At 61.9% G+C, this 26,760-nt stretch carries 24 protein-coding genes and 1 tRNA gene; 16 read left to right on the top strand and 9 right to left on the bottom strand.

What is annotated here, in order from left to right; genetic code table 11:
* Position 1: 1 nt before the first annotated feature.
* A complete protein-coding gene (locus tag H5P28_RS05020) occupies positions 2-1,408 on the top strand; it encodes a lactate utilization protein B (protein ID WP_185674623.1) in 1,407 nt (468 codons plus the stop codon).
* Positions 1,409-1,433: 25 nt separating this feature from the next.
* Positions 1,434-2,051 (top strand): LutC/YkgG family protein, encoded by a 618-nt coding sequence (locus tag H5P28_RS05025; RefSeq protein WP_185674624.1) that lies wholly within the window; start codon positions 1,434-1,436, stop codon positions 2,049-2,051.
* 52 nt (positions 2,052-2,103) lie between these two features.
* Here H5P28_RS05025 and H5P28_RS05030 read toward each other — a convergent pair whose 3' ends face one another.
* From H5P28_RS05030 to H5P28_RS19705, 3 genes are all read right to left on the bottom strand, one after another.
* On the bottom strand, positions 2,104-2,805 hold the full coding sequence (locus H5P28_RS05030) for a class I SAM-dependent methyltransferase (protein WP_185674625.1): 702 nt from the start codon (positions 2,803-2,805) through the stop codon (positions 2,104-2,106).
* Between the two features lie 227 nt (positions 2,806-3,032).
* Positions 3,033-3,299, bottom strand: a complete 267-nt coding sequence (locus H5P28_RS05035; protein ID WP_185674626.1) for a TM2 domain-containing protein — start codon at positions 3,297-3,299, stop codon at positions 3,033-3,035.
* Positions 3,300-3,339: 40 nt separating this feature from the next.
* The gene (locus tag H5P28_RS19705; protein ID WP_185674627.1) at positions 3,340-4,026 is read right to left on the bottom strand and encodes a DUF5362 family protein; all 687 of its coding nucleotides are present in this window, start codon (positions 4,024-4,026) and stop codon (positions 3,340-3,342) included.
* 144 nt (positions 4,027-4,170) lie between these two features.
* Here H5P28_RS19705 and H5P28_RS05045 point away from each other — a divergent pair, with 144 nt between their 5' ends.
* Positions 4,171-4,842, top strand: a complete 672-nt coding sequence (locus H5P28_RS05045; RefSeq protein ID WP_185674628.1) for a GntR family transcriptional regulator — start codon at positions 4,171-4,173, stop codon at positions 4,840-4,842.
* Positions 4,843-4,844: 2 nt separating this feature from the next.
* On the top strand, positions 4,845-5,498 hold the full coding sequence (gene nth / locus H5P28_RS05050) for an endonuclease III (protein WP_185674824.1): 654 nt from the start codon (positions 4,845-4,847) through the stop codon (positions 5,496-5,498).
* Positions 5,499-5,505: 7 nt separating this feature from the next.
* Here nth and H5P28_RS05055 read toward each other — a convergent pair whose 3' ends face one another.
* The gene (locus H5P28_RS05055; protein ID WP_185674629.1) at positions 5,506-5,913 is read right to left on the bottom strand and encodes a hypothetical protein; all 408 of its coding nucleotides are present in this window, start codon (positions 5,911-5,913) and stop codon (positions 5,506-5,508) included.
* Positions 5,914-6,208: 295 nt separating this feature from the next.
* Here H5P28_RS05055 and clpB point away from each other — a divergent pair, with 295 nt between their 5' ends.
* The 11 genes from clpB to H5P28_RS05110 all read left to right on the top strand — a co-directional run bounded on the left by clpB (position 6,209) and on the right by H5P28_RS05110 (position 20,010).
* On the top strand, positions 6,209-8,806 hold the full coding sequence (gene clpB, locus H5P28_RS05060; protein ID WP_185674630.1) for an ATP-dependent chaperone ClpB: 2,598 nt from the start codon (positions 6,209-6,211) through the stop codon (positions 8,804-8,806).
* A gap of 202 nt (positions 8,807-9,008) precedes the next feature.
* Positions 9,009-10,385, top strand: coding sequence for a sigma-54-dependent transcriptional regulator (locus tag H5P28_RS05065; protein ID WP_185674631.1), 1,377 nt, complete (start codon positions 9,009-9,011; stop codon positions 10,383-10,385).
* A gap of 66 nt (positions 10,386-10,451) precedes the next feature.
* Complete coding sequence (locus H5P28_RS05070; RefSeq protein WP_185674632.1) at positions 10,452-11,330, top strand: PstS family phosphate ABC transporter substrate-binding protein; 879 nt, start codon at positions 10,452-10,454, stop codon at positions 11,328-11,330.
* Between the two features lie 29 nt (positions 11,331-11,359).
* A tRNA-Gly gene (locus H5P28_RS05075) sits at positions 11,360-11,435 on the top strand.
* 325 nt (positions 11,436-11,760) lie between these two features.
* Positions 11,761-14,184: a cation:proton antiporter gene (locus H5P28_RS05080; protein WP_185674633.1), complete on the top strand. Its 2,424-nt coding sequence runs from the start codon at positions 11,761-11,763 to the stop codon at positions 14,182-14,184.
* Between the two features lie 127 nt (positions 14,185-14,311).
* Positions 14,312-15,679 (top strand): adenosylmethionine--8-amino-7-oxononanoate transaminase, encoded by a 1,368-nt coding sequence (bioA, locus tag H5P28_RS05085; RefSeq protein WP_185674634.1) that lies wholly within the window; start codon positions 14,312-14,314, stop codon positions 15,677-15,679.
* 12 nt (positions 15,680-15,691) lie between these two features.
* Positions 15,692-16,750, top strand: coding sequence for a biotin synthase BioB (bioB, locus tag H5P28_RS05090; RefSeq protein ID WP_185674635.1), 1,059 nt, complete (start codon positions 15,692-15,694; stop codon positions 16,748-16,750).
* A 9-nt stretch (positions 16,751-16,759) separates the two neighbouring features.
* Positions 16,760-17,413, top strand: a complete 654-nt coding sequence (bioD, locus tag H5P28_RS05095; RefSeq protein WP_185674636.1) for a dethiobiotin synthase — start codon at positions 16,760-16,762, stop codon at positions 17,411-17,413.
* Positions 17,389-18,627 carry an aminotransferase class I/II-fold pyridoxal phosphate-dependent enzyme gene (locus tag H5P28_RS05100; protein ID WP_185674637.1) on the top strand — a complete coding sequence of 413 codons (1,239 nt, stop codon included), beginning with the start codon at positions 17,389-17,391 and terminating at the stop codon, positions 18,625-18,627. The genes bioD and H5P28_RS05100 overlap by 25 nt, the downstream gene beginning before the upstream one ends.
* Positions 18,628-18,749: 122 nt before the next feature.
* Positions 18,750-19,289, top strand: coding sequence for a hypothetical protein (locus H5P28_RS05105; RefSeq protein WP_185674638.1), 540 nt, complete (start codon positions 18,750-18,752; stop codon positions 19,287-19,289).
* Complete coding sequence (locus H5P28_RS05110; protein WP_185674639.1) at positions 19,276-20,010, top strand: methyltransferase domain-containing protein; 735 nt, start codon at positions 19,276-19,278, stop codon at positions 20,008-20,010. The genes H5P28_RS05105 and H5P28_RS05110 overlap by 14 nt, the downstream gene beginning before the upstream one ends.
* Positions 20,011-20,044: 34 nt before the next feature.
* Here the strand turns inward: H5P28_RS05110 and H5P28_RS05115 are convergent, their stop codons facing one another.
* The 3 genes from H5P28_RS05115 to H5P28_RS05125 all read right to left on the bottom strand — a co-directional run bounded on the left by H5P28_RS05115 (position 20,045) and on the right by H5P28_RS05125 (position 22,305).
* Positions 20,045-20,851, bottom strand: a complete 807-nt coding sequence (locus tag H5P28_RS05115; protein WP_185674640.1) for an LOG family protein — start codon at positions 20,849-20,851, stop codon at positions 20,045-20,047.
* 183 nt (positions 20,852-21,034) lie between these two features.
* Entirely contained in the window at positions 21,035-21,835 is an 801-nt protein-coding gene (locus tag H5P28_RS05120; RefSeq protein WP_185674641.1) for a FecR family protein, read from the bottom strand.
* 134 nt (positions 21,836-21,969) lie between these two features.
* Complete coding sequence (locus H5P28_RS05125) at positions 21,970-22,305, bottom strand: TM2 domain-containing protein (protein WP_185674642.1); 336 nt, start codon at positions 22,303-22,305, stop codon at positions 21,970-21,972.
* Positions 22,306-22,375: 70 nt separating this feature from the next.
* Between H5P28_RS05125 and ppgK the strand changes: the two genes are divergently transcribed.
* Complete coding sequence (gene ppgK / locus H5P28_RS05130; RefSeq protein ID WP_185674643.1) at positions 22,376-23,134, top strand: polyphosphate--glucose phosphotransferase; 759 nt, start codon at positions 22,376-22,378, stop codon at positions 23,132-23,134.
* A 273-nt stretch (positions 23,135-23,407) separates the two neighbouring features.
* On the opposite strand, the gene H5P28_RS05135 is transcribed toward ppgK, so the two are convergent.
* Both H5P28_RS05135 and H5P28_RS05140 read right to left on the bottom strand, forming a co-directional pair.
* Entirely contained in the window at positions 23,408-23,911 is a 504-nt protein-coding gene (locus tag H5P28_RS05135) for an AP2 domain-containing protein (RefSeq protein ID WP_185674644.1), read from the bottom strand.
* 548 nt (positions 23,912-24,459) lie between these two features.
* Positions 24,460-26,754 carry a methyl-accepting chemotaxis protein gene (locus tag H5P28_RS05140; protein ID WP_185674645.1) on the bottom strand — a complete coding sequence of 765 codons (2,295 nt, stop codon included), beginning with the start codon at positions 26,752-26,754 and terminating at the stop codon, positions 24,460-24,462.
* Positions 26,755-26,760 lie beyond the last annotated feature (6 nt).

The following is a 26,760-nucleotide window of genomic DNA, read 5'->3' on the forward strand; positions in this document are numbered from 1 at the left end:
CATGCCGACCAAGACCCAGCAGGACATCGACCGCTACGCCCGCGACCTCAACCCCGAGGTTTACACCTCGGTGTACGGCGGGACCAAGGCGACCACGGAAAAGCGCCACGACGTGCTTTTCCACGACTACCCGGACCCGGACCTGCTGCGGCGTACGGCGGGCGAGGTCAAGCAGCACACGCTGGAAAACCTCGATACCTACCTGCCCAAGGCGGAGGCCGCGCTCAAGGCCAACGGGGCGCAGGTGCACTTCGCCGCCGACGGCGACGCCGCCAACCGCATCATCCTTGAGATCATGAAGGCCAACGGGGCCAAGAGCATGGTCAAGTCGAAGAGCATGGTCAGCGAGGAGACCGGCCTGGGCCACTTCCTCGAAGACAACGGCATGAAGTGCCTGGAAACCGACCTGGGCGAGTTCATCATCCAGATCGACCACGACCACCCGTCGCACATCGTCAAGCCCATTGCCCACAAGAACCGTCGCGACATTGCCAAGAGCTTCGAGCGCGAGGGGTTGGGCGACTACAATGACGACCCGGCCACCATCACCCGCCGGGCGCGCGAATTCCTGCGCGGCAAGTATTTCGAGGCCGATGTCGGCCTGACGGGCGCGAACTTCGTCTCCGCCGAGAGCGGACGGCTCGCCATCGTGACCAACGAGGGCAACGCCCGCTTCTGCATGGCCGCGACTCCGATCCACATCGGCATCGTCGGGATCGAAAAACTCATCCCGCACGACCGCGACCTGGCGCTGTTTACCTCGCTCATCGGACGCTCCGGCACCGGCCAGCACCTGACCGTTTACACGCAGTTCATCAACGGTCCCAGGCGCTTCGGCCAGCCCGATGGCCCCGAGCAGATGCACGTGGTTTTCGTCGATAACAAGCGCACGGAAGTGCTCGCTTCCAATTGCCGGGAAATCCTGCGCTGCATCCGCTGCGGCGCTTGCCTGAATGTCTGCCCGGTGTACCGGCAGGCCAGTGGCCACGCCTACCGCAGCGTCTATCCGGGACCGGTTGGCGCGGTGCTCAGCCCGCTGCTGGCGGGCACGCGCTTCCCAGAGCTGGCTGACCTGCCCAAGGCGTCCAGCCTCTGCGGCGCTTGCAACGAGGTCTGCCCGGTCAATATCCCGATCCCCGATCTGCTTCTGCGCCTGCGTGACAAGGCCAAGACCGAGCACGCGGGCCGGGCCATGAAGGGCACCCCGCCGATGGGGATGTACGGCCTGCTGGCTAGCCAGCCGCACGCCTGGCGCGCCGCCATGACGATGGGCGCGGCCATGAACCTGACCCCGAACGCCGTCATGAACATCATCCCTCCGGCGGCGGCCTGGAACTCCTGCCGCCAGCTCCCGAAGTGGCGCGGCGGCAAATTCCGCCACTGGATGAAAGAACGCGGCAAAAACTGATCAACCCCGAATACTTTACCGGACAATGCAAGACGATCGCGAACTGGTCATGTCGAGAATCCGCGAGGCGCTGGCCCCGCTCAAGGAACGGGCGCAGTACCCCGAGTACGACCCGGAGCTTCCCGTGTGCCGGGCGCACCCGGAGTTCGCGGACGACTGGGAGCTTTTCAGCCATAAAATGAAGCAGGTCAACGGCACGCCGCTCAAGGGACTCGACGCCCTCGGCCAGTGGCTGGCACAGCAGGGCTTCAAACTCGGCTACTGCGACCCGGCGCTGGTCGAGACGGTCAGGGCGCATCCCGCTTTCGCCGGGATCACGCTGGAGACGACTTTCGAGCGCTCGCGGGTGGACGACTACACCTTTGGCATCACGCAGGCCTCGGGCGCCATCGCCGAGACCGGCAGCATCGTTCTCAAGGACAGCGAAACCTCGTCCCGCCTCGGCGCGCTCGCACCCTGGACACACATCGCGATCCTGAAGCGCGCGCGACTGTATCCGGATTCCATTACAGCGATCAGCCACTTCGGTGATGATCCGTCGATCATCTGGGCCACCGGCCCCTCAAAGACCGCCGATGTGGAGGGCATCCTCATCGAGGGTGTGCACGGTCCCGGTGTGCAGGTCTGCTGCCTGCTGGATTAACCGCTGGGTGTGAGGGCCTGACCTGGTAAACTGCTTAAAGCCTCACTTTTGGCTAGTCCGGTCGCCGTGAGTACCAGGCGCGGATGAGCAGCGATTGCCAGAACTGAACGGGCGTGGGGAGTCCGCTGGCACGCAGGAAGTCTTCGATGGCTGCCGGTGGGAGCACATTGACGTGTTCGCGCAGTGTTTGCTCGATCTGTGAGGCCTGTTCGGCGGATGCGCCGCTGAGCTTGTGCAGGGCCTTCCAGGGCTCAATGATGCTGGCGAACTGCGGGGCGTCCGTATCGAAACTTATCTCGGCGTTGATGAGGGTGCCGCCGGGCTTGAGCAATCCGGCCATTTGCGTGAACATTTGCTGACGCTCCCGGTTGTCGCGGATGAAGTGGGTCACGAGCAGGCAGAGCACGGCGTCGTACCCTGCATCGAGGTCCAGCTCGGAGAGATAGGCGTTGTGCAGCTCGCAGCGTTCGAGGATGTTCTCTCGTTCGAGTTTTTCCCTGCACAAAGCCAGCATTGAGGCAGACGGCTCGATCCCGGTGAAGCGCCAGCAGGGGTGGTCACGGGCCAGCATCAGGATCTCCGTCCCGGTCCCGGTTCCGACGCAGAGCACGCGGGCGTCGGCGGGAAGGTCCGCCAACGTCAGCCGGATGAGGAAGTGAAGATTCTCGCTGACCGGAGCTATCTTGCGCGCTTTTTCGTCGTAGACGGAAGAGGTCTTTTGATCGAAGAACCTGGCGGTGTTTTCAGAAGGCATAGCGATAGAGAACGGCAAGATGACTGCTTGACCATGAATGAAGGCGGAGAGGCAAACCATGAGAGGCCGATGCCCGCTCACGCGGTATTTCCGGGATGGGTCGCGGCTATGCGGGTGTCATTGCGCAGAACAACCCCACCGTCGGGCAGCCGTCTTTCTGGCACGCAAGAAGGGTGGCTGATTAACTGATCCAGCCGGACCCCATCAATGTCCAGTGCGGTCAGGCCCTAGAACCAGCCTTTTTTGCCTTCGATGTAGGTGGCGGCAAATTCGGCGTCGCTGCGGGTCAGGTAGATGATGCCTTCGATCAGGCCGATGATCCCCACCACCCAGGCGAGGAAGCCGACGGAGATGACGCTGACCAGAAGCATGATGATCCCTTCCTTGGTGTAGCCGAGGATGAACTTGTGAACCCCGAAGGCACCCAGGAGGATGCCGCAGATGCCAGCGGCGATTTTCTTGCCGGATACGTCTGAAGATACTGCGTCTGTCATAAGAGTAAGGATTAGCGGTTGGGAGAGTGTGAGAGTGGTTTTAGTAGCGGTTTTGCTCAAGCTGTTGCCGGAACTCCTCAAGAAAGTTGGGCGAAGATGCACCGATAACGCCGATGAAGACGATAAAGAGCAGGGCCAGTACGATCGAGAGCAGGGTTATCACCCCCATGATGATGATGAGCAGCTTGATCTTGTTTTGCGCGGTGATCGCGGTCATCAGGTCGCCGCTGAGGGCGGCGTCGCGGGCGCGGTTGGCGGCCTGCCACATGAGCACACCCATCCAGATCGGCAACCAGGCGAAAATGATCCCGATGCCGAAGCTTCCGATGATATAGATGCCCGCGTACAGGAACTGGAGCACGGCCATGAGTTTCAACCAGAAACCGGACTTGGCCAGCGGTTCACTCAGGGCGATGACGGCCGCTTCCTGGATATTCGAGCCGCCACCGAGGTGGCTCGTGGTTTCGGGAAAGGTGGGGGCAGGCATGGCACTGGCCGGACTGGCCATCGGCGTACCGAGCTTGATCGGGCCGGGGGCGGTATGCTTCGGACCGGCAAAGAGGTCGGAGAACTCCGGCAGCTCACCCAAGGGGCGGGCGGGCTCCGAACCCCGGCGCACCAGCGTCTGGGCATTTGCGCGGCCCTGCTGGGCCCATTCGCGGATGGTCATTGCTGAGACGGGGCCGTACTCTTTGCCGTCTCCTCCAGTGATGGTGTAGTCTTCCACAGCGGTAAATAAAGTAGTCAGCGTACTTATCTGTAGGGAAACTAACGCTTACGCCGATAGCAGTGCAAGCCTGATTCCTGATCGGTGGCAAAAGGCGTTTTTTTGATTTTTCCTTCACAGGGATTCCCGCTAGGGTGCGCCCTTATGAGTACCTTCAGACCGGCGACGCTGTCCGACCAGATCTACCGCGAGTTGCAGCGGCGCATCTTGCGCTGTGAGCTGGCTCCGGGGGAGCGTCTGGTCGAAAAGGCACTCTGCGAGGAGCTGGCCGTGTCGCGCGCCAGCCTGCGGGAGGCGCTTAACCGGTTGGCCCAGGACAAGCTCGTTACGCTCAAGCCCAACTGCGGCTTCAGCGTCACCCCGATCACGATTGAGAGCTTCCGCAACGTGTGCGAACTGCGGCGCGTGGTCGAGTCGCAGGTCGCGGCGCTGGCCGCCGAGCGCGCCACTCCCGCCGACATCGCGCAAATGCGCCTGAGCGCGGTGGTCGATTGCGCCTTCGACGACAAGGACGCCTTTGCGGTTTATTGTGAGAGCAACCGCGCCTTTCACCAGAGCATTGCCGAGTGCATCGACAACCTTCTGCTGGAGGACATCGTACTGGCCGCGCTCGACAAGGACCAGCAGCCCATTTACTACGGGATCGATATCTCGGTCTGCACGCGTCCGCTCGATGTGACCGCCGAGCACCTGGCTATCGTTGACGCTATCGAGGCCCGTGATCCGGCCCGTGCCCGCGACCTGATGGCCCAGCATATCGGTAAAAAAGAGGACCGCATCCTCGACGCCCTCAAAGCCAAAGACATCCCAGCATGAGCATGACCAAGACCGAACGCGCCGCCTGGATCGCGGACGAGTTGCAGCGGCTTTTCCCGCAACCGAAAATCCCCCTCGACCACAAAGACCCGTACACACTGTTGGTAGCCGTGCTGCTTTCGGCACAATGCACCGACGTGCGGGTCAACCAGGTGACGCCGCTTCTTTTCGCCCGGGCGGACAACCCGGCAGACATGGCGCGTGTGCCAGTGGAGGAGATTCAGGCCATCATCCGCCCTTGCGGGCTGGCCCCGGCCAAGGCCAAGGGCATCAGCGGCCTTTCGAAGATTATTATGGAAAAACACCGGGGCGAGGTGCCCCGCACGCTGGAGGAGTTGGAGGCGCTGCCAGGGGTGGGGCACAAGACGGCCTCGGTCGTCATGGTACAGGCTTTCGGCCAGCCGGCCTTTCCCGTCGATACGCACATTCACCGCCTGGCCCAGCGCTGGGAGCTTTCCAGCGGAAAAAACGTCGTCCAGACCGAGCGCGACCTCAAGCGGCTTTTCCCGGAAGAGAAGTGGCACGACCTGCACTTGCAAATCATCTACTACGGGCGCGAAGTCTGCCCCGCCCGCGGTTGTGACGGGTTGCGTTGCCCGGTTTGCCAGACCTGTTTCCCTGATCGCAAGCGCCCGCGCAAACGCAAACCGGCTTGAGGGTTTTTTATTCCGCCGGAGGCGAGTCACTCGTCACCGCGTCGTTTTCTGAGGCGGAGGGGTTGGCCGGGAATTCACCTGCGGAGGGAGAGGGCGGGGTGGTCGCTTCTGGATTCAGGAAGCGGATTTTCCCATCGACGAGGAAAATGTTCTGTTTTGCACCTGAGTCATTCTCATTAGTAAGGGGGTTCTCGGACTCTTCGTAGCGCAGGTTGCGCATCTCGGCGGTGTTTACTTTTTTCGCGCTGAGGGCAAAGAGACTTTTCGAGAGCCAGTTGTCGGGCATTGGGTAGTCGCGCGAGGCGATATTGAACAACAGGCAGGTGTTGTCAAAAAGCGCGTGCGCACTGCTCAGGGGCAATACGGCCAGGCAACCGACGGCCAGCCAGCAGGGTAATGAATGGGGGTAGGGCATGCCATTTATCCTGACCATGTGTCGGGATGGTGACAACTGAAAACTGGCCGTAACAAGCATTGGCAAGAGGATGAATCGGGCTTGCTATCCGTTGTCGCGGTTAGTAGGACAAACAACGTGAAATTTTGTCGCGGGCCGGGAAATTATGGCACAGGCCCGCTGATTTACCCCTCGTCTGTGGTTTTATTAAAATGCCGATAAGCTGCTTGTTAGCAATAGATTAAATAGACGTAGACATCGGTCTTTCGCCCGACGCCGGTCTGGAACGCTTTGTGCAAATCCGTTCACCATGAGTATGGACTTAAACCAATTTACCCAGAAAGCCCGTGAAGGCTTCATGGAGGCGCAGGCCGAGGCCCGCCGCCGCCACCATCAGCAGGTCGATACCTGGCACCTGCTTTACGCTTTAATCAACCAGCAGGAGGGCATCGTACCGGCCATCCTGCAAAAGCTCAACGTCACCCCGAGCGCGGTCGCGCTGGCGGTGGGACGTGAGCTTGACCGCCTCCCCGCCGTGACCGGCAGCGTGGACGCCTCGAATATCTACATCACCCAGGCCCTGCAGGACGCCGTGACCAAGGCCGAGGCCGCCGCCAAGCGACTCAAGGACGAGTACATCAGCGTGGAACACCTCTTTCTCGGGCTGCTCGAAAGTTCCGAATCGGGGCTGAAAAAGCTTTTCTCCAGCTTCGGGCTGACCGCCGACAAGGCGCTTGCCGCCATGCAGCAGGTGCGCGGCAACCAGCGCGTCACCTCGGAGAACCCGGAGGCGACCTACGAGGCTTTGCAGAAGTACGGCATCGACCTCGTCGAGCAGGTGAAAAAGGGCAAACTCGACCCCGTTATCGGCCGCGACGAGGAGATCCGCCGCGTCATTCGCATCCTTTCGCGCAAAACGAAAAACAACCCCGTCCTCATCGGCGAGCCCGGCGTCGGCAAGACCGCCATCGTTGAGGGCCTGGCCCAGCGCATCGTGCGCGGCGACGTGCCCGAGGGCTTGAAGGACAAGACCATCTTTTCGCTCGATATGGCCTCGCTCGTGGCCGGTGCCAAGTTCCGGGGCGAGTTCGAAGAGCGGCTCAAGGCCGTGCTGCAGGAGATCAAAAGCAGTGACGGGCGCATCCTGCTCTTTATTGACGAGCTTCACACCATCGTTGGGGCGGGCAAGACCGAGGGCGCGATGGACGCGGGCAATATGCTCAAACCCATGCTCGCCCGCGGCGAACTGCACTGCATCGGCGCGACCACGCTCGACGAGTACCGCAAGTATATCGAAAAGGACGCCGCGCTCGAACGCCGCTTCCAGACCGTCATGGTGGACCAGCCCACGGTCGAGGACACGATCTCGATCCTGCGCGGGCTCAAGGAACGCTTCGAGGTGCACCACGGGGTGCGCATTCAGGATAACGCGCTCGTGCAGGCCGCCGTGCTTTCGCACCGGTATATTTCCGACCGCTTCCTGCCGGACAAGGCCATCGACCTGGTGGACGAGGCTTGTGCCGAGATCCGCACCGAGATGGACTCCATGCCCGCCGAGCTGGACGCGCTCAACCGCCGCGTCATGCAGCTTGAGATCGAGGAAGCCGCGCTGACCAAGGAAAAGGACGACGCCTCCAGGAAGCGTCTCGAAGACCTGCGCAAGGAGCTGGCCGAGCTGCGCGAGCAGACGCACGCCATGCGCACGCGCTGGGAGAACGAGAAGGCCGAGCTGGGCAAGGGCCAGAAGGTCCGCGAGCAGATCGAGCAGGTCCGCCGCGAGATGGAGCAGGCCGAGCGCGATTACAATCTCCAGAAGCTGGCCGAACTTCGCCACGGCAAATTGCCCCAGCTTGAGGCCGAACTCCAGAAGCTCGAAGCCCAGGAAAAATCCGGCGAACACCCGGCTCACACCCTGGTGAAGGAGGAGGTTTCCGCCGAGGAGATCGCCGCCATCGTGGGCCGCTGGACGGGCATCCCCGTCTCGCGTCTGGTCGAGGGCGAAAAGGAAAAGCTCCTCCACCTGGAGGACATCCTGCATGACCGTGTGATCGGGCAGGACGAGGCCGTCACGCTCGTTTCCGAGGCCATCCTGCGCGCCCGCTCCGGGATCAAGGACCCGCGCCGCCCGATTGGCTCGTTCCTCTTCCTCGGCCCGACCGGGGTGGGTAAGACCGAACTGGCCAAGACCCTGGCGGAGTCGCTCTTTGACACCGAGCAGAACATTGTCCGCATCGACATGTCCGAGTACATGGAAAAGCACGCCGTGGCCCGGCTCATCGGTGCGCCTCCGGGGTACGTCGGCTACGAGGAGGGCGGTCAGCTCACCGAAGCCGTTCGCCGCAAGCCGTACTCGGTCGTGCTCTTCGACGAAATCGAAAAGGCGCACCCGGACGTTTTCAACACGCTCCTGCAGATCCTCGACGACGGTCGCCTGACCGACTCGCAGGGCCGCAACGTGGACTTCAAGAACACGGTCATTATCATGACTTCGAACGTCGGTTCACGCTTTCTCATCGACGGCGTGACCGGGGGAGAAATCCCCGAGAGCATCCGCGAGTCCGTCATGACCGAGCTTCGCGCCGGGTTCCGTCCGGAGTTCCTCAACCGCATCGACGACATCATCCTGTTCAAACCGCTCACGCTGGAAGAAATCACGAGGATCGTGGACCTGCTCGTGGCTGACCTGAACAAGCGGCTCGAAGACCGCGGCGTGACCGTTGCACTCGATGCCGAGGCCCGCTCGTGGGTGGCCGAGAAGGGCTTTGATCCAGTTTATGGGGCGCGCCCGCTCAAGCGCTTCCTTCAGAAACAGGTCGAGACCCGTCTGGCCCGGGCCCTTATCGCCGGCGAGGTCGGGGACGGGGCCACCGTCACCTTCACCATCAAGGATGGCGAACTGGCAATGGATACGTGAAGCGCAGGATAATGAGGGCTGGCGACCCTGCGCCGCCACAAGGACGGCTCTCCAGAGCGAATTACATTTCGATGCCTCCGGTTTTTCCGGAGGCATTTTTTATAGGGGTTGTCAGTCGCGTCGCCTGGCGCTGTGTCAAAAAGGCGCAATTTTACAATTTGATGCGTTACAAGTGTGAAATCATCCCTGTAGTGTACGCTGCATGCCCGAGAGCATTCTGATCGTTGACGACGAGAAACATACCCGCGAGGGTCTGGCGGTGGCGCTGGAGGACGACTACGACGTGTACCAGGCGCGTGACGCCGACGAGGCTTTTCGCCTGCTCGACGAGGAGCCCTTCGACGTGGTGCTGACAGACCTGCGCATGGCGGGTAAGTCCGGGCTCAAGGTCATCGACCACGCCCTGCAACTCCCGCAGCGCCCGGTGTGCATCATGATGACCGCCTACGGCAATGTGCAGACCGCGGTCGAGGCGATGAAGCACGGGGCCTTCGATTTCCTGACCAAGCCCCTGAATCTGGAAAAGCTTGAAATCCTGATCAAGCGTGCGATCCAGTCGCGCAAGCTGGAGAGCGAGAACAAGCAGCTCCACCAGCGCCTGGACCGCAAGTTCAGCTTCGAGGGGATCGTGGGCAACTCCGCCGCGCTCAACCACGTGCTTGAGCAGGTGCGGCAAGTCGCGCCTTCGCGGGCCACCGTCATGCTCTACGGCGAGACCGGCACTGGCAAGGAGCTGGTCGCGCAGATGGTCCACCAGAACAGCGGACGGGCGCGCGGGCCTTTCGTCCCGGTTCACTGCGCGGCCATTCCGGCGAATCTGCTGGAGAGCGAGCTGTTCGGGCACGAGAAGGGGGCCTTTACCGGGGCATCCGAGCGGCGCATCGGGCGCTTCGAGGCCGCCGATGGCGGCACGCTCTTCCTTGACGAGATCGGCGAGATCGATGCTCCCACCCAGGTCAAGCTTCTGCGCTTTCTGGAAACGCGCTCGCTGGAGCGCCTGGGCAGCCTCAAGTCTATCCAGGTCGATGTGCGCCTGGTCTGCGCCACCAACCGCGACCTCAAGGAGCAGGTGGACAAGGGCGAATTCCGCGAAGACCTTTACTATCGCCTGAACGTCGTCCCGATCCGTCTGCCCGCCCTGCGGGAGCGCCCGGACGACATCCCGCTGCTGCTGCACCACTTCATGGAGCAGTTCGCGCAGGAGAACGACACCCCGCCAGTGCGGCTGACCGCCGAGGCCCTCAACGTGCTCAAGCACTACAACTGGCCGGGCAACATCCGCGAACTGCGCAACTTCTGCGAAAACACTGTGGTCATGAAGCGGGGCGGGGAAGTGACCGAGTACGACCTGGAGCCGCGTTTCTACGAGTCGGGCAAGCCGGCTTCGCCCGCCGCGACGCGCAGTGAGCCGGTTCTGGCCAACCCCTTGTCCAAGGAGGAAAACGAGAAGCGCCTGCTGCGCAACGCGCTCATTGAGGCCCGGGGCAACCGCACCCGCGCCGCCGAGCTGATGGGAATCAGCCGCCGCACGCTGCACCGGAAACTTGCCCAGTGGCCGGAACTGGACGTGCATCCGTGATGTCGCCAGCGTTGTAAAAAGGTTGAAGCTCCTGAATTTACGTCTCTATACTCCGCATCTATTCCCATGAAATCCACGTTACTCTCACTGTTTGCCGCTTCCGTGCTGGTGCTGCCAGTCCACGCCGATGAAATCGATGTGGTCGGCTCCGACCTGCTTCAGGGGGCAGTGGCTGAGCCGCTGAAAGCCTTTGCCGAATCGAAAGACCTCGATATTGTCATCGACCTGTACGGCAGCATCCCGGCCATGTCGATGCTCCGTAATGACGAGGCGCAACTGGCGCTGATCGCCCGGCCCGACGACGGCACCAAGTTCAAGATCGACGGTTACGACGCCATCCCCTTTGCCTACCAGATCGCGGTCGTGGTGGTAAACACCGATAACCCGATAACCGAGCTCAGCCTGAAAGAGCTGGTCGGGATCTTCGGGACGTCTTCGGACCAGTACTACGGCCGTTGGGGCGACCTCGGCCTGACCGGCAACATCTCCAAACGCTCCATCCAGCCGATGATCGTGGAGATTCCCGATTCTGTGGCCCGCGAGTTGTTCAAGTCCAAGGTCCTCGATCGGGGTGCTTTCAAGTCGAACACGCTCACGATTGAGAATTTCGAAAAAAGCCCCGAACTGATGGTCAGCGATACCGGCGCCATTGGCATTTTCCCCTATGTGCCACGTCAGAGTAGCTTGCGTGCGGTCTCGATTTCCAGTGGTGAGCCGGGCGCTTTTGCCTACGGTCCCAGCCGCGAAAATGTCTATGACGGCTCCTACGTGCTCCGCCTGCCGTTCTATCTTGTATTTAAAAAAGAAAATAAGGCCGAATTGCGTGACATTCTGCGCTTTATGTTGAGTGAAGAGATGTCTAAGTCTTTGGTAGATAATGGGTTTGTGCCTCTTTCAGAAAATGTTAGAAAACGTACCAATCTGGAGCTTGACATAGGGTCCTGAAATCACCACATTACCGAACTTTCAATTAAGCGAGCGTAGCTCAGTTGGTAGAGCACTACCTTGCCAAGGTAGATGTCGAGAGTTCGAACCTCTTCGCTCGCTCCACTTTTAAGGCCCTCTTCGGAGGGCCTTTTTTGTGTCCGAATAGGGCGGGGTGATGCTGCTTTCAGGCAGTCTTTCACGAACCAGAGATTTAACAGGAAGGACGTGAAGAACGCGAAGGAAACGAAGAAAATGAGTAAAAGGGTTTCTTCGTGCCTTTGTGCCTCCGTGTGAGCCTCTCCATTTGATCAAACTTACTTAAAAAAGGTGTTACTTCCCGTCCTTTCTGTTCACTCTCTGATTTGCACGGCTGAGTGACTTCGGAGTTGATGCCCCGGTGTGCGCCCCTAGAGTGCCCGTATTGGATCAGGGAAGCATCATTCACGATTTGACACTGGTCGTCCTGTGCGCGGCGGCGGTGTCAGTTCTTTTCTATAAGCTGCGGCTGCCGGTCGTCCTCGGTTATCTGCTGGCGGGCGTCATTGTCGGCCCCTATACGCCGCTGCTGCCCTCGCTCAAGGACATGGGCTCGATCGAGCAGCTCAGCCAGCTCGGGGTGATCTTCCTGATGTTCTTCGTCGGGCTGGACTTCGATCTGGAGCGGTTGCGGCGGGTATTCTGGCCGGCCTTTATTGCGGCATTTTTCCAGACGATGCTGGTCATCATTATTGGCATCCTGTGCGCACCGCTGGTGGGCTACACGCCGCTGGAGGGGATTTTTCTCGGGGCGCTGCTGACCAACTCGGCCTCGGTCCTGTGTATCAAGATCCTGCGTGACAAGGGGCGGATCAAGCATGCCGATTCGCACATGGCCATCGGCATCCTCGTCTTTGAGGACATGGTGGCGATTATCCTGTTGGTCGTGCTTGGGGAGATCGGTCCCGCCGACAGCCTCCAGATCACCGCCGTGTACCGCATCTGTTTCCTCATCGGGGTGTTCGCGGTCGGGGTGTACTTTTTCGGGCGTGTGCTGGCCCCGTGGATCAGCCGCCAGCTCAAGGGCTCGAACTCGGGCGAAATTATCACCCTGGTCTCGGTGGCGCTCGCGCTCGGGTTGTCCGAGCTGGCGCAGTTCGCGAACTTCTCCATCGCGCTGGGATCGTTCCTGGCCGGGACGGTGATGGCCCAGACGCAGATCGTGGGCGACATTCAGCGTATTACCGACCCCTTCCGTAATCTTTTTTGCGCGATCTTCTTCGTCACCATCGGGATGCTGGTCGATCCGGTCTGGCTGGCCTCTAATTGGCTGGCCGTGGTCTTTATCGCGGTGCTGGTGGTCGTGGGCAAGACGGTGACTTGCTGGCTGGGGCTGTTTGTGGGCGGTCAGAGCGCCGAGACGGGCTTCCGCGCTTCGATTTCGAAGGCCAGCGTCGGGGAGTTCGGCTTTATCATCGCGGCGGTAGGGGCGGCTTCCGGGGCGACCGGCCCGAGCCTGCCCAGTATGGCGGTGGGCCTGGCCCTTGTTACCTACATGATCGTCCCGGTGCTCAATGCCGATCCCGGCCGCCTCTTCGGCTGGATTTCGGAAAAAACACCAGATCAGGTCAAGGTCGCCGGGCGCATTTACGAAAAAATGCTTGATGCGGTCGCCCGGCGGGTTGGGCGGATCACACTGCTGCGGCTGGCGCGTCGTCCGCTGATCCAGATCGTGGGGAATTTCCTCCTGCTCAACGGCCTGCTCATCATCGCCTACATGGGGGCGAAGTACTTCGAGCGCGTCCCGCCGCTGGCCGGGTACACCGCGTGGGTCAACACCGGGGTCTGGCTGCTGGCCGCGCTGGTGAGCCTGCCGTTCCTTTCTTCGATCATCCGCAACCTCGACGTGCTCATCCAGCTCGTGACCTCGACCGTGTTTGTCAGCAGCCGTCACCCGCAACTGCTCAGCGGGCGCATGACCAACCTCGTGCACACGGTCATGCTTTCAGTTGTGATCGTGCTCTTCGGCGGGATTTTCCTCTCGGCGGCCTCGTCGTTCTTTCCCTCGGGGGTGACGCTGGCGATGTTTATCGTCGTCGGCTGCGTGGCGCTAATCATGTTCTGGAAGTCGATCATCAACATCAACAGTCGGATGGAGTACCTCTTTCTCCAGAGCTTTCAGGAACAGACCGCCGAGAACGAGGAGCAACTGCGTCAGGCCACGCTGCGGGAGCTTTCGCACGTGCACCGCTGGCACATCGAGGTCGAGACGGTGACCATCGCCGAGGACTCCATCGCCTGCGGCATGTTGCTGCGCGAGATGCATCTGCGTAAAAAGACCGGAGCCTCCATCGTGGCGATCAGCCGCGGGGGCACGACCCACTACGACCCTTCGCCGGAGGTGCCGATCTTCGCCGGGGACAACCTCGTGCTCATCGGCTCCCAGGAGCAGCTCGACAATGCCCGCCGCACCCTGGCCACGAAGATGCCCGGCAAGCGGGCTGAAGAAAAACCCTTCCGTATCGAACGGGTCTTCGTCCGTGCTGACGCCTTCCTGGCCGGGCAGACGCTGGCCGGGTGTGACGTGCGCCACCGCTACCGGATCAGCGTGCTCGGCATCCAGCGAGGCAAGAAGCGTATCGCCCCGCCGCCCCCCGACGAGATCATCCACGTCGGCGACATCCTGCTCATCGTCGGTAACGACGAGTCGATCCAGATTTTTAAGGACGCCATCGAAACCGATACCGAAATCCTTCCCGCCGAGCCGCCGCCCGAAGGGGACGAGTTGGAGGCTGCGGGGGAAGCGGTCCGCGAAGAAACTGCCGCCTCTGAAGAGTGTGGAGACGCGCCTGCGCCGGACCCGGAAGAAGATGGGCCGGACAAGCCGAGAGGCTAAATATTTCGACGGATTTATAGATTAGCTAGTTGAATTATAGAACTTACAGATATTCTAAAAAATAATTGTAAAGCCAGGCCTCTTTTGGCTTAACAATACCCGCCGGGGCTGTCACATTGGGCGACTTATGACGCCTGTTGACGAGAATCGGACTGAACGTGTGGACCGCCTGGACGGTGTGCACGCCTGGCATCCGTTCACGCAGATGAGCGAGCATAGGGCGCACCCGCGGCTCTTTATCGAGCGGGGCGAGGGCTGCTGGCTTTACGATACCGAGGGCAACCGCTACCTCGATGGTAACGCCTCCATCTGGACCAACGTCCACGGCCACAACGACCCCGACCTCAACGCCGCCCTCGTCGGCCAACTCGAACGCATTGCCCACAGCACGACGCTCGGGCTGGCGCACCCGACCGGCACCCGCTTGAGCGAAAAGCTCGCCTCCATCGCGCCTGAAGGGTTGCAACGGGTTTTTTACAGCGACAACGGTTCCAACGCGGTCGAGATCGCCCTAAAGCTTTCCTTCCAGTACTGGCAGCTCGCCGGTCAGCCGGAAAAGACCGGCGTCATCGCGCTCAACGGGGCCTACCACGGCGACACCTTCGGGACCATGTCGGTGGGCGACAGCGGCGGCTTTCACGGGCGCTTCAGCCCGTGGTGCTTCCCGGCGGACCGCGTGCCCGCGCCCGTCTGCGACGAGGCCGGCGGGATCGTTCACGCCTCCGACATGAGCGCCAGCCTGGCCCGGCTGGACGAACTTCTGGCTGAAAAAGCCGCCACCACCGCCTGCCTCATCATGGAGCCCTGGGTGCAGGGCTCGGCGGGAATGCGCTTGCAGCCGCGCGGTTTTCTCAAGGAAGTGGCCGCGCGTTGCCGCCGGGCGGGAGTCCACCTCATTCTCGACGAGGTCTTTGTCGGCTTTGGGCGGGTGGGGCCGATGCTGGTCTGCCGTGAGGAGGGCGTGGAGCCGGATTTCCTCTGCCTGGCCAAGGGCCTGACCGCCGGTTACCTGCCGCTGGCCGCGACCCTCACGACCGAGGCCGTTTTCGAGGCTTTCCTCGGGCGCTTCGAGGAGTACAAGGCCTTTTACCACGGCCACACCTTTACCGGCAATCCGCTCGGGGCCGCCGTCGCCCACAAGAGCATTGAAAAAATCGAGGCCCGCATGGCCGACGGCCGCCACGCCGAGACGCTGGCCGCCTTCGAGGCCGCCGTCCTCAACTACGGGCTCGGTTCGGGCTTGTTCCCGGTCGTGCGCCAGCGCGGCCTGCTCGCGGCGCTGGAGCTTCCGGCCCGGCCCGTGGCCGAGCGCACCGGGCTCAAGGTCGCCCTGGAGGCGCGCAAGCACGGGCTCATTGCCCGCGCCCTCGGCGACACCCTGCTGGTGGTCCCGCCGCTGGTGATTTCATCCGACGAGATCGAATTTCTTTTCCAACAACTGACCCGCGCGACGCAGATCGTGCTCAACGCCTCGCCCAGCCCCACCGGGGCCTAATTGACTGAGACTATGACGACACTCGACCAACTGAAGGAAATCTACAACCTGCCCCTGACGACGCTGATCCTGCGAGCCCAGGAGGTGCACCACCGCCATCAGGACCCGGCGGGCGTGCAGCTGTGCACGCTCAAGTCGATCAAAACCGGCAAGTGCTCCGAGGACTGCAAGTACTGCCCGCAGTCTGCGCACAATGACACCGGGCTGGAGCCGGAAAAGCTGCTCGATACCGAGCGGGTTATGTTCGACGCCCGCCGGGCCAAGGCCGACGGGGCCACGCGCTTCTGCATGGGCGCGGCCTGGCGCAAGGTTTACACCAACAGCCAGTTCGAGAACATCCTCGAAACCGTCTCTTCGGTCAAGGCGCTCGACCTGGAGGTCTGCTGCACGTTGGGCATGCTCGATGTCAATCAGGCCCGCGCCCTCAAGGACGCCGGTTGCGACGTTTATAACCACAACATCGACAGCTCGCGCGAATTTTACAGCAAAATCATCACCACCCGCACCTACGACGACCGCCTCAACACGATCAAGAACGTGCGCGAGGCCGGGATGGAAGTCTGCTGCGGCGGCATCCTCGGGATGGGAGAAAGCGTCGATGACCGGCTGAAAATGCTCCTTGAGCTGGCCAACATGGACCCGCAGCCCGACTCCGTGCCGATCAACGCCCTGGTCGCCGTCAAGGGCACGCCGCTGGAGGATCAGCCCTTTGTGGACAGCATCGAGTTCGTGCGCACCATTGCCACGGCCCGCATCGCCATGCCGTACTCCATCGTCCGCCTCTCGGCCGGACGCAGCCAGATGTCCGAGGAAATGCACGCCCTGTGCTACCTCGCCGGGGCCAACAGCATCTTCTTGGGCGACCGCCTGCTGACCACGGAAAACCCGCGCCAGCACGAGGACCGCAAACTGCTGGACAAGCTCGGCCTGCACGACATGCACCCGGATAAGGCCCGCGAGATCCACGCTCGCAGCAAGGCCCAGTCCGAGAGCTGCGGCTGCGAATCCGCCTCTGCGGAATCCGCTGTCGTCGTCGAGGCCGGGAAAGCCGCCGAGCCCGTCCTTTCCTGACGCATCGCCATGCCCGTCTTCGTCATTACCGGCAACGACACCGGCGTGGGCAAGACCCGCGTCACTGCCGCGCTGGCGCGTGAACTCTCGCGCCTGGGCGGAGCCGTGCAGATCGTCAAGCCGGTCGAAACGGGCATTCTGCCCGGCGGCCACGGGGACGCCGAGACGGCCCTGCGTCACGCCTCCGGCAAGGCCGAGGCGCACACGCTGTTCCGTTTCGCCGAGCCGATGTCGCCGCCCGACGCGGCGAAGCGCGAGGGCTTTACCCTCACGTTGGAGTCGATGCTGGAGCGCTACCGCCGCCTTCCTCCCGCCGCCTGGCGGCTGGTCGAGGGCGCGGGCGGGATCGCCTCGCCGCTCGACACCGAGGGGCGCGATGTGTGCGACTTTGCCGCCGCTATCGGGGCGGACGCGCTCATCCTCGTGGTGGAGCACCGGCTGGGAGCGATTTGCCAGGCCCGTCTGGCGCACGCCTACGCGGCGCGGGCGGGCGTCCCGGTCTGGCTCTGGCTGAACCAGATCCGGCCCGAGTCGGAAGCGGTTCTCCTGTCCAACCGCGAGGCTCTGACCGGTTACAACCTGCCCCTGTGCGCCGTGCTTGGTCCCGACGCGCAGGAGCCCGACTGGCTGGAGCGGCCATGGCAAGCGACGCCTTCCCGGTGAGTTCTCCCGCTGCCTTGTCTGCGCGTCTCGCGAAGGAGCTAAACCAGCGCCGGGTCGAGGGGCTGGAGCGCGTCCTGCGTGTGCGCCGGGCGGAGGAATCCTTGCTCGACCTGGCCAACAACGACTACCTGCGCCTCTCCCGGCACCCGGAGGTGAAGGCTGCCGCGCTCGCGGCGACCGAACGCTGGGGTTGCTCCTCGGCGGCCTCGCCACTTATCACCGGCTACACCGAGGCACACGAGGGTTTGCTGGCGAAGTTACTGGCGTGGTGCGGCTTCCCGTGCGGGCTGGTCTGGAACACCGGTTTCGCCGCCAATTCGGCCGTCCTCAGCGGCCTGCCGAGACGGGGCGATCTCGTGCTGGCCGACCGGCTGATTCACAACAGCATGGTCAACGGTCTGCTCGCCTCCGGGGCGCGGCTGCAACGCTACCGCCACCTTGATCTCGACCACCTGAGTGAGCTGTTGGAGAAAGCAGCCGGCCAGTACGAGACGGTCTTTGTCGTGTCGGAGACGGTTTACAGCATGGACGGTGATTACCCGGACCTGCGGGCGATGGCCGCGCTGAAGGCCCGTCACGGCTTTGTCTGGATACTGGACGAGGCGCACGCGCTCGGCTGGTACGGCGAGCGCGGCAGCGGCCTGATCGAAGCCGCCGGCGTGGCCGCCGAAGTCGATATAATGGTCGGCACGCTTGGCAAGGGACTCGGCTCGATGGGGGCCTTTACGCTTTTCCGCGACGAGGTGCTGCGCCGCCACCTGGTCAACCACGCCGGGGAATTTATTTATTCGACCTACTTGCCGCCGTCCTGCGCCGCTGCCGCCGAAAAGTCCATCGACCTGATCCGCTCCAAGCCCGCCGAGCGCGCACGCCTGCACGCGCTGTCGCGGGAGTTTAGGGCGTTGTTGGCCGGGGGAACTGACACCAGCCGGGAAACCGATGACGAGAGTCGGGACGTGACTGCCGGGCCGGGTGGGGGAGCTTTCGATGGCGGGAATGATTCCGCCTGCGCGGACGCGCCGATTGTGCCGGTGCGCGTGCCGGATCCGGTCGCTGCCGCCGCCACGCTGCTTGAGCAGGGCATTCGTGTGGGGGCGATCCGCCCGCCGACCGTGCCCGCCGGGGAAGGACGCTTGCGCATTTCCCTCAACGCCGAACTCACCGCCGCCGACCTCCAGCGGGTCGCCGCCGCGGTCAACGCCGTCCGGGCATGAGGCACGTGCTCTGGATAAGCGGTTGGGCCTGTCCGGCACAAGCGACGCTGGATTTCGCGCGCGAGATTTGTCCGCAGGCGGAGCATCGCGTAGCGCTGCCCGTACCGGGTTGTATCGAAAATTTGGATACCGCATGGGCGGACATCGTCGTCGCTTATTCGACGGGGGCTTTCCTGCTTCTTGGAGCGCCGGATAAAATGCGCGCCGCCGGGACTGTCGTGCTGGTTGCGCCGTTCGCGGACTTCCGGGCCGAGTCCGGGCGGGGTGGAAAAACGCCCGCCGCCAAGCTGCGCTTTCTGCTGCGCTGGCTGCGCCGCGACCCGCTGGCAGCTGTATCCGATTTTTATGACAGAAGCGGACTGGGCGTGCCGCCTTCGACGCTGCCTTACACGCCGGAGCATTTAATCTGGGGCATCGAGCAACTCGCCACTGTGGCGCAGTCTGCGCTTGATTTGCAGTCGGCGTCCGACGGGGATCCGGCCCGCGCCCGCCCAACTGTGAGCGGGACAGCTCAGGCGAACGTGATAGCCCTGGCGGGCGATTGCGACGCGCTGCTCGATGCCGACGGGCTGCGTGGGGATTTTCCGGACTTGCAAGTCGTCGCTGGGGCCGGGCACGCGCTGGCTGATTTCAGAAAGGAGCTGGCCGATGCGCTTCGGTGAGCGGGCCCTGGAGTACGCCGAGCACGCCTTTGTGCAGCGGGACCTGATCGGGTGGGGGAGCCGTTGGCTGCCCGAGTCGTTGGATGGTCTCGATGTGCTGGAACTCGGAGCGGGGCCGGGGCTGCTGACCGGCGAACTGCTGAGCCGTGGCGCGGATCGCCTGCTGGCGACGGATCTGGCTCCGGGCATGGTTGAGGCCGGACGGGCGAACTATCCGCAGGCTCGCTGGGAGGTGATGAACGCGTGGAAGCCGCAGGGCGAGTACGACTATATTTGCTCCTCGGCGCTGCTCCAGTGGGCAGCAGATCCGGCTGCTGCCGCGATCCGGCTGGCCGAAGTGCTCCGTCCGGGCGGGCGGATGCTGCATCTGTTTTTTATCGACCCGACGCTGACGGAGTTCCGTCGTCTAGCCCCGGAATGGAATCCCTTTCACTGGCGCACGGAAGCGGCCTGGGCTGGGGCCTTTGCCGGTGTCCCCGGACTCGAAATCCTGCGGCGCGAGGCGGTCACACGCGAAATTATCTTCCCCAATACCCGTGAGCTATTGCGGTTCTTCCAACGCACCGGCGCGGTGAGCCGCAAGCGCGCGGAACCGGGCAAGCTGCGGCATTTTTTGCGTGAGTACGACCGGCATTTCGCCGTAAACGGCGGGGTGGTCAGTACTTGGACCTTCTTCCGCATCGAGGTCCAAAAGTCCGCCTCCAGCATCGTCGCCGTTTAGTTCTGTCGATGGAGTGAACCTGCCGCCGAGGCGATCAGGAGCCGTTGCGTTCGTGATCGCGGAGGATTGCCCGGGTGATGAAGTCGTAAGCCTCGTCCACTTCGTCGCAGTAGCGGAAAAAGTCGAGCGAGCCGCGGTCGAGGGTACCGAAGCGCACCATGGTCTCGAAGTTGATCAACTCCTGCCAGTACTCGCGACCGAATAGCACGATGGGGATGTAGCGCTTGGCCTTGCGGGTCTTCATCAGCGTGTAGATCTCGAAAAATTCGTCGAGCGTGCCAATGCCGCCGGGGAAGATGACCAGCGCGCGGGCAAAGTACATGAGCCAGAACTTGCGCATGGGGAAGGTCTCGAAGTGGAGCGAAAGGCCGGGCGTGATATAGGGGTTGGGACGCTGCTCGGTGGGGATTTCAATGTTGATCCCGATGGTGGGCTGGCCGGCCTGGCTGGCTCCCTTGTTGGCGGCCTCCATGATGCCGGGGCCGCCGCCGGTGGTGACGAGGTGCTGCTCGTCCGAGGCAAAGGTCGCCCGCGACCAGTGGGCAAGCTCACCGGCCAGGGACTCGGCCCCGGCGTAAAAGCGCGACATGTAGTGCTCGTGGCTGGCGCGGTCGAGTTCATCCCATTCCTCGCGGTCTTTCATGACCATGCCTCGGAACTCGCAGTGGAGGCGATCCATGACGGCCTGCGTCTCGGCGGGAGGCTTAATGCGGGCCGAGCCGAAGAAGACAATGGTATTGCGGACGCCTTTGCGGGCTAAATAGTCCGCCGGGTCGCGGAGTTCCTTTTGCAGTTGGGCGATCTGTTCGCGCAGTTCCTGTTCGATGGAGGCAGGGGTCATGGTTGGAATATCGTGTGAGGAAACAAAAGACGGGTAACGACGTGCAAGCCGTTGTCCGGCCCTTGGTTATGCGTGGTCTATACTTTCAGATCATTCTTGGCGCAGGGTGTTCCGCTGACGAATAAAAAAAGTCCCGGCCAGATGACCGGGACTTTTGAGAAATGTGGTTGAAGACCTGAGGGCTTACTCGGCGGGCGAGACGTCCAGGATCGGGTCGGGCTCGGGAACCGGGACCGGTTCGGCCGAGACCGGAGCCGGCGAGGCATCGATCACCTGGTTTTCCAGATCATTCAGGGCTTCCGTCAGTTCCGGGCTGATCGCCTGCGGCGGGTTGACGTTGTTGATCGTGACGGTGCCGTCTTCGTTGACGGTGCCGCTGAAGACCACTTCTTCACCCGGGGCGACTTCACCCGTGCTGAGGGTGTTGGAGTACAGGACGGTACCTTCGCTGTTGGCGACAGTCACGGTGTACACCATCTGGCCGTTGACCATTTCGGAGCTAACCTTGGTCACGAACTTGGTGCCGCGGATACCGGCGGAGCCGATCGGGGTGCTGACGGTATACTCGGACTGCGAGCTGAGGTGCTTGGTTTCACCGGCAGCCGTGCCGTTCTTGAGCGTCAGGTTCGTGCGGGACATGCTCGGGTCCTCAGTCAAGGTGAGGTAGGAGCCCTTCTTGGCGTCGAAGGCTTCCTGCTCGAACTCGGTGACTTCGAACTCGGAGTTCGGCCCGATACGGACGGAAGAGCCGTTGGAGAGGATGATAACGGCCGTGGACGCGTCTCCGGTCGTGAGGGTGGTGCCGTCACGGAAGATGTCGCCACGCTTGAGGGGACCGGTCTCGCCGGTGCTGTTGTTGGTCAAGGTGACTTCACCTTTGACCATCAAAGCCTTGATGTTGCCCTTGTCGAGCGCTTGAGCGTGCATCGCCACAGGAAAGAGAGTTGCCGCAAAAGCGGTCAGGCAGATGAGTTTCTTAATCATGGTGCAGGTAGATGATTGGTTTTTAGAATTATACATAACCAAACTACCTTTGGGGCGCTGTGCTGGCAAGCAAAATAACGGACGCAGAAACCCCTAGGGAATTGGCTTCAGCGGCGGTTTGGGGGTAGGCCTATTTAGCGTGGAGCGAGCGGGAGACCATCGCCGTCCCGAAAGGTGCCCTTGTGCAGAAGCCAGAAGTCCACCAGCGGCCAGATGGCGATGGCGACCATCATGGCAAGAATGAAGCCCACCGCGACGATGTAATGTTTTGTGGTAAAGGCCTGCCAGCCGTAGATAATTCCCGCTGCCAGACAGGCGAGGCTGCTCAGGAGTTGGAGGGTGCCGGTAACGAAGCGCCCTGCGTACAAGCGGTGGGCGCCGAAGCTGCCCAGTGTCACGCACAGGGCGAGGGTGGTGGCGTGGTCCCTGGGACTGTAGAGAAGGGGTGGGGGAGCTGCCTGATTTGTCATCTTTTATGAAAATCTCTTTTTTTAGACTCGTTTTAGCGGAGAAAGTTTTCAAACTTAATAACACTCAGCTATGCAGGTTCTTGGTATTGATATTGGCGGGTCGGGTATTAAAGGCAGCCCGGTTGACACGAACACGGGCGAAATGCTGGGCGAGCGTTTCCGTATCCCCACGCCGCAACCGGCGACGAAGGACGCAGTCCTCAAGACGATCGGGAAAATCGCGAAGAACTTTGACTGGAAAGGCCCGGTGGGCTGCGGTTTCCCGGGCGTCATCCATAAGGGAGTGATTGCCACGGCGGCCAATCTCGACGACTCGCTGAAAGGCGTCAATCTGGCCGAAGAGGTCGGAAAAACGGTCGGTCGTCCGGCTGTGGTCGTCAATGATGCCGATGCCGCCGGGCTGGCTATCATGCGTTTTGGCATCGGACGTGATGAAGAAGGCCTCGTCATGGTCATCACCATCGGCACAGGCATCGGCACGGCTATTTTCTATAACGGCGCGCTCATCCCGAACAGCGAATTGGGGCACGCCTACCTCAAGCTGAAAAAGGAATCCAAGATTCAGGATGCCGAAACCCTGGTCTCCGACTCGGCCCGCAAGCGGGACGATATTTCCTGGAAGCACTGGGGCGGGCGCTTCAACGAGTACCTCAAGCTGATGGAGCGGCTGGTCAACCCGCAGCTCTTCATCCTTGGGGGCGGCGCGGCCAGCAAGGGGGACAAGTTCCTCAAGTATCTCAAGGTGGATACGCCAGTGAAGACCGCTGCCCTGGAGAACCGGGCCGGCATTATCGGCGCGGCTATGGCTTCGCGCGAATTCGGTCAGTAGGGCCGGTGGGCGACATAGCCTCTGTTTAGGCAAGGAGGCTGCCGCCAAGAGGCAAAGGGAACCCGGACTGGATGGGAAAACCAGCCTACGCGGACTCGCTCCGTATCTGAACAGGCCCTAAAGCGTTTCAAATAAAGTCGTAGCCATCAAAAAAGGGCCGAATGGCTAAATGATTAAATGGTTAATTGTTATTTCCTACGTTCGGAATCCAACAATTAACAATTAGCCATTTAGCTATTCAAATCTTGTGGCTACAGTATTTTTTGAAACGCTCTAAAGCATCGACTGCTCGCCCTTGTTCTTGGCGCGCTGGTTGATCTTGCGGATGACGGAGGGGCCGTAGATTTCGCGCAGCTTCTGCTTGCGCAGGGAGACGGCCAGCTCGAAAGCCTTTTTTTCGCCGTACTTGCGGATGGAAAAGGAGGTGCATTTCTGCTGGCCGGGCCGGGGACGCCAACTCACCGAGTAGCATTCGCTGATGCGACCCTGGGAGTCCTTCTTCTTGGTCCGGCTGACACCGAGCACGCCCGTCGTGTTGCGGCTGTCGCGGTAGACCATGCGGCGTTCGCGCGGCTTGGAGGGGATTTTTTCCAGGTCAGAGTAGAGTTCGTCCCGGTAGGCCAGAGCGGCTTTCCAGGCTTCCTCGCGCCCCCCGGACTTGCGGTCACTGAAGAGGCGGGAGTAGGTCTTGCCATTGCGGTAGCCGCGCACGAACCACCCGTGCGTGGAGCCGGAGTCAATCCGGCTGATTCCTTTGGCGTTGCGCTCGTCAGTCATCTTGTGCGGTGGACACGTAATTGCGTTGATCCGTAGATAACTCTGTCTGGAGTCAGGATTAGAAAAAGATTATCTAATTCAAACAGAAAATCAACTGATAGTTTGGAAAAACGGCGTAATACGGACGGATACCCATCCAGATGGCTGTTTGCTGTCTGTCATTTTCACGTGAGAAAGTAAGAAGGCTGCCCGTGCGGTTGCTCCTGCAACAAGATGTTCCATCACCCGCATCTGCTTCTGGGAACTAAGGCGACTCTTCTGGTATATCTTTGCGCCAGCTTTCGCCGCTTTTACGCCGCTTAGCTACTACAGCCCCAAGCGACAGATTAAAGCGAAGATGCTCTATTGTGCTGTGAGCTAAGTTCCTCGCATAAGTTTTGGGGTGCAACCCAGTTTGGATGTTCCTCAGGGATTGTTGCTTTTAGCCAAGCTAAAAGCAACAACCCCAGACGCGATGCGGCAGCATCGAAAGTGCAGACTATGCCTGCTGCGGGGTTTGGGGGCGCATAGCCCCCAAAAATTATGCAGCAAACTTCGGTAACCGCACACTAGGTCTTAAAGCGGGAGATTTCGCTTTGGAGGATGTCGGCGCTGCGTCGGAGGTTGTCGAGCATGCGGTGGGTTTCGCGGACGGAGGCGGCGGTCTGCTGGGCGGATTCGCTGAGCGCGGCCATCGCCTCGTTGATTTGGCTGGCCCCGGCGGACTGGGACTGCATACCCTCCAGTATCTGGTCGAAGCGCGGGGGCAGGCCCTGCACCTGCTGGATGACTTCGGTCAGGCGCTGGCCGATGCCGATGATTTCCTCCACGCTTGACTCCACCTTGCGGGAAAAGGCGCTCATGCTGCTGACCCCGGTGCTGACCGCCCCGAGCATGTCCTTGACGCTGGACTCGATCTCCAGTGTGGAGACGGCGGCCTGATCGGCCAGGCGGCGGATCTCCGTCGCGACCACGGAAAAGCCGCGCCCGGCTTCGCCCGCCTTGCGGGCCTCGATGGAGGCGTTGAGCGAGAGCAGGTTCGTCTGGTCGGCCACCTTGGTCATGGTCAGGACGATGCTGCTGATGGCGGTGGCTTTGGCCTGAATGAGGTTGAGCTGGTCGGAGACCTCGGAGTTCGAGGACTGCAACTCGCCCATCGAGTGCTGGAGTTGCTGGAGAATATCGAGGTCGGCCTCGGCATCGACTGCGACTTGCTGGGTGATCTCGTTGACCTTGCGCATGGTGCTGGTCAGCTCCTGCGCGGTGGTGGAAATCTCGCGGGCGGTGGCGTTGACCTCGACGGAGGAGACGCCGGTCTGCTCGGCGGTGGTGACCTGCTGCCGGGTCGAGGAGGAGATGTGCTGCGCGGTTTTGGAAATCTCGCCCCCGGCGATTTTGACCTTGCCGATGAGGGACTTGAGACTCGCGGCCATGGTGCGGGTGGAGTTAGCGAGCTGGCCGATCTCGTTGTGGGCGCGACAGTCGATGCTGGTGGTCAGGTCGCCCTTGGCCATGCGGTTGGCGGCGAGCGTGAGATTGAGAATCGGCCGGGTGATAGTGCGGGAGAGCAGGAAGGCCACGATAAACACGATGATAGCGGTAGCGATCCCCATCCACAGGGAAATACGGGCCAGCCGGATGACGGGCTTGAAGACCTCGTCCTTGTCGATTTTGATAACAAGGCCCATGCGCAGGTTGGGCAGGTAGTTCCAGCCGGCGAGGACTTCATTGCCGCGATAGTCAGTCGTGAGGGCGCCGCCGCTCTCGCCACGCACGGCCCGCTGGACGGGCATGAGCGGCTGCCCCGGCTCGGGCGCATAGGGGACGGTGAACTTGAAGGCCGCGTTCGAGCTGTAACGCGGATCGTTGAGGAAGAGAATTTTATCGCCTTCGCGGGAAGCGAGGATGATGTCGCCGCTTTCGCTGATGCCGCCGTAGTTGTTGACGGCGGCGTAGATGTCCTCGTTTTTGGGAGCGAGGATGACGATGCCCAGGAAACGCCCTTCGTGCAGGACGGGAGAGCTCAGGTAGAGGGCGGGCTGGCCGGTGGCCGGGTCGAGCCGGAAATCCCCGGCCTGGTTGCTCATCATGCGCTCGGTGCGCTTGAAAAGGTCGCTCAACTCGCTGTTGAGGTTGTTCTCGGCCAGCAGGTCGAGCCGGTCTTCGGGCAGTTGCGGGATGGAGAAAACGATACGCCCCTGCGGGTTGACGAGGTAGAGGCGGTTAAAGCCGAGCTTGCTGACGAGTTTTTGCATCTCGGCCTGATGTTCCTGCTTGAACGCCTGGACGCCGGGGTGATGCGGGGGCGGGGCAGTTAGAAGCGGCGGTGCCTGAGGCACTTGGGCCGAGTCGTCCGGGGCGGGGGACTCGCTCGCGGAGCTTCCCGTCGGGGCGGCGGGAGAGGCGCTTTCGGCGGTGGCGCTGGCGGTCGAAGCGTTAACGGGTGCGGGTTGGGCGGCTTCCGTTGCAGTGGCCGTGTCTGGAGCGGCTTGGGAAGAGAGGCGGGCATCGTGCTCCAGGGTCAGCCAGACGCCTGGGCTCATGGCCACGAGCGAGGCGATGTTCTGCATCTCATACAGGTAGGTGCGGATGCTGTCGAGCTGGCGGGCGGCGATGGCTTCGAGGTACTGGGTCTCGGTCTTGAGCAGGGTTTTCTGGGAAAGCAGAAAGGTGACGGTGGCCACCACGGCCAGCGGAATGAGCGAAATGAGCAGGAAGTACGCGACCATGCGGCGGCCGATGCGGCTGCGTTCGGGGCGTGTCTCGTCCACCTGGGGGGAGGTGCGCGCGCCGCCCGGGGGCGTGGGCCGGGCCGAACGGGAACCGGAAGTGCCGAGTGGGAATGGATTGTCCGCTTGGGCCATGAGCGT

The organism is Ruficoccus amylovorans, assembly GCF_014230085.1.
GTDB classification, from domain to species: domain Bacteria; phylum Verrucomicrobiota; class Verrucomicrobiia; order Opitutales; family Cerasicoccaceae; genus Ruficoccus; species Ruficoccus amylovorans.

What these genes read in the sequence shown, in the direction of transcription:
- H5P28_RS05020 (WP_185674623.1), top strand. Translation starts at nt 2, where the DNA reads ATGCCGACCAAGACCCAGCAGGACATCGACCGCTACGCCCGCGACCTC.
- H5P28_RS05025 (WP_185674624.1), top strand. Translation starts at nt 1,434, where the DNA reads ATGCAAGACGATCGCGAACTGGTCATGTCGAGAATCCGCGAGGCGCTG.
- H5P28_RS05030 (WP_185674625.1), bottom strand. Translation starts at nt 2,805, where the DNA reads ATGCCTTCTGAAAACACCGCCAGGTTCTTCGATCAAAAGACCTCTTCC.
- H5P28_RS05035 (WP_185674626.1), bottom strand. Translation starts at nt 3,299, where the DNA reads ATGACAGACGCAGTATCTTCAGACGTATCCGGCAAGAAAATCGCCGCT.
- H5P28_RS05045 (WP_185674628.1), top strand. Translation starts at nt 4,171, where the DNA reads ATGAGTACCTTCAGACCGGCGACGCTGTCCGACCAGATCTACCGCGAG.
- nth (WP_185674824.1), top strand. Translation starts at nt 4,845, where the DNA reads ATGACCAAGACCGAACGCGCCGCCTGGATCGCGGACGAGTTGCAGCGG.
- H5P28_RS05055 (WP_185674629.1), bottom strand. Translation starts at nt 5,913, where the DNA reads ATGCCCTACCCCCATTCATTACCCTGCTGGCTGGCCGTCGGTTGCCTG.
- clpB (WP_185674630.1), top strand. Translation starts at nt 6,209, where the DNA reads ATGGACTTAAACCAATTTACCCAGAAAGCCCGTGAAGGCTTCATGGAG.
- H5P28_RS05065 (WP_185674631.1), top strand. Translation starts at nt 9,009, where the DNA reads ATGCCCGAGAGCATTCTGATCGTTGACGACGAGAAACATACCCGCGAG.
- H5P28_RS05070 (WP_185674632.1), top strand. Translation starts at nt 10,452, where the DNA reads ATGAAATCCACGTTACTCTCACTGTTTGCCGCTTCCGTGCTGGTGCTG.
- bioA (WP_185674634.1), top strand. Translation starts at nt 14,312, where the DNA reads ATGACGCCTGTTGACGAGAATCGGACTGAACGTGTGGACCGCCTGGAC.
- bioB (WP_185674635.1), top strand. Translation starts at nt 15,692, where the DNA reads ATGACGACACTCGACCAACTGAAGGAAATCTACAACCTGCCCCTGACG.
- bioD (WP_185674636.1), top strand. Translation starts at nt 16,760, where the DNA reads ATGCCCGTCTTCGTCATTACCGGCAACGACACCGGCGTGGGCAAGACC.
- H5P28_RS05100 (WP_185674637.1), top strand. Translation starts at nt 17,389, where the DNA reads ATGGCAAGCGACGCCTTCCCGGTGAGTTCTCCCGCTGCCTTGTCTGCG.
- H5P28_RS05110 (WP_185674639.1), top strand. Translation starts at nt 19,276, where the DNA reads ATGCGCTTCGGTGAGCGGGCCCTGGAGTACGCCGAGCACGCCTTTGTG.
- H5P28_RS05115 (WP_185674640.1), bottom strand. Translation starts at nt 20,851, where the DNA reads ATGACCCCTGCCTCCATCGAACAGGAACTGCGCGAACAGATCGCCCAA.
- H5P28_RS05120 (WP_185674641.1), bottom strand. Translation starts at nt 21,835, where the DNA reads ATGATTAAGAAACTCATCTGCCTGACCGCTTTTGCGGCAACTCTCTTT.
- H5P28_RS05125 (WP_185674642.1), bottom strand. Translation starts at nt 22,305, where the DNA reads ATGACAAATCAGGCAGCTCCCCCACCCCTTCTCTACAGTCCCAGGGAC.
- ppgK (WP_185674643.1), top strand. Translation starts at nt 22,376, where the DNA reads ATGCAGGTTCTTGGTATTGATATTGGCGGGTCGGGTATTAAAGGCAGC.
- H5P28_RS05135 (WP_185674644.1), bottom strand. Translation starts at nt 23,911, where the DNA reads ATGACTGACGAGCGCAACGCCAAAGGAATCAGCCGGATTGACTCCGGC.
- H5P28_RS05140 (WP_185674645.1), bottom strand. Translation starts at nt 26,754, where the DNA reads ATGGCCCAAGCGGACAATCCATTCCCACTCGGCACTTCCGGTTCCCGT.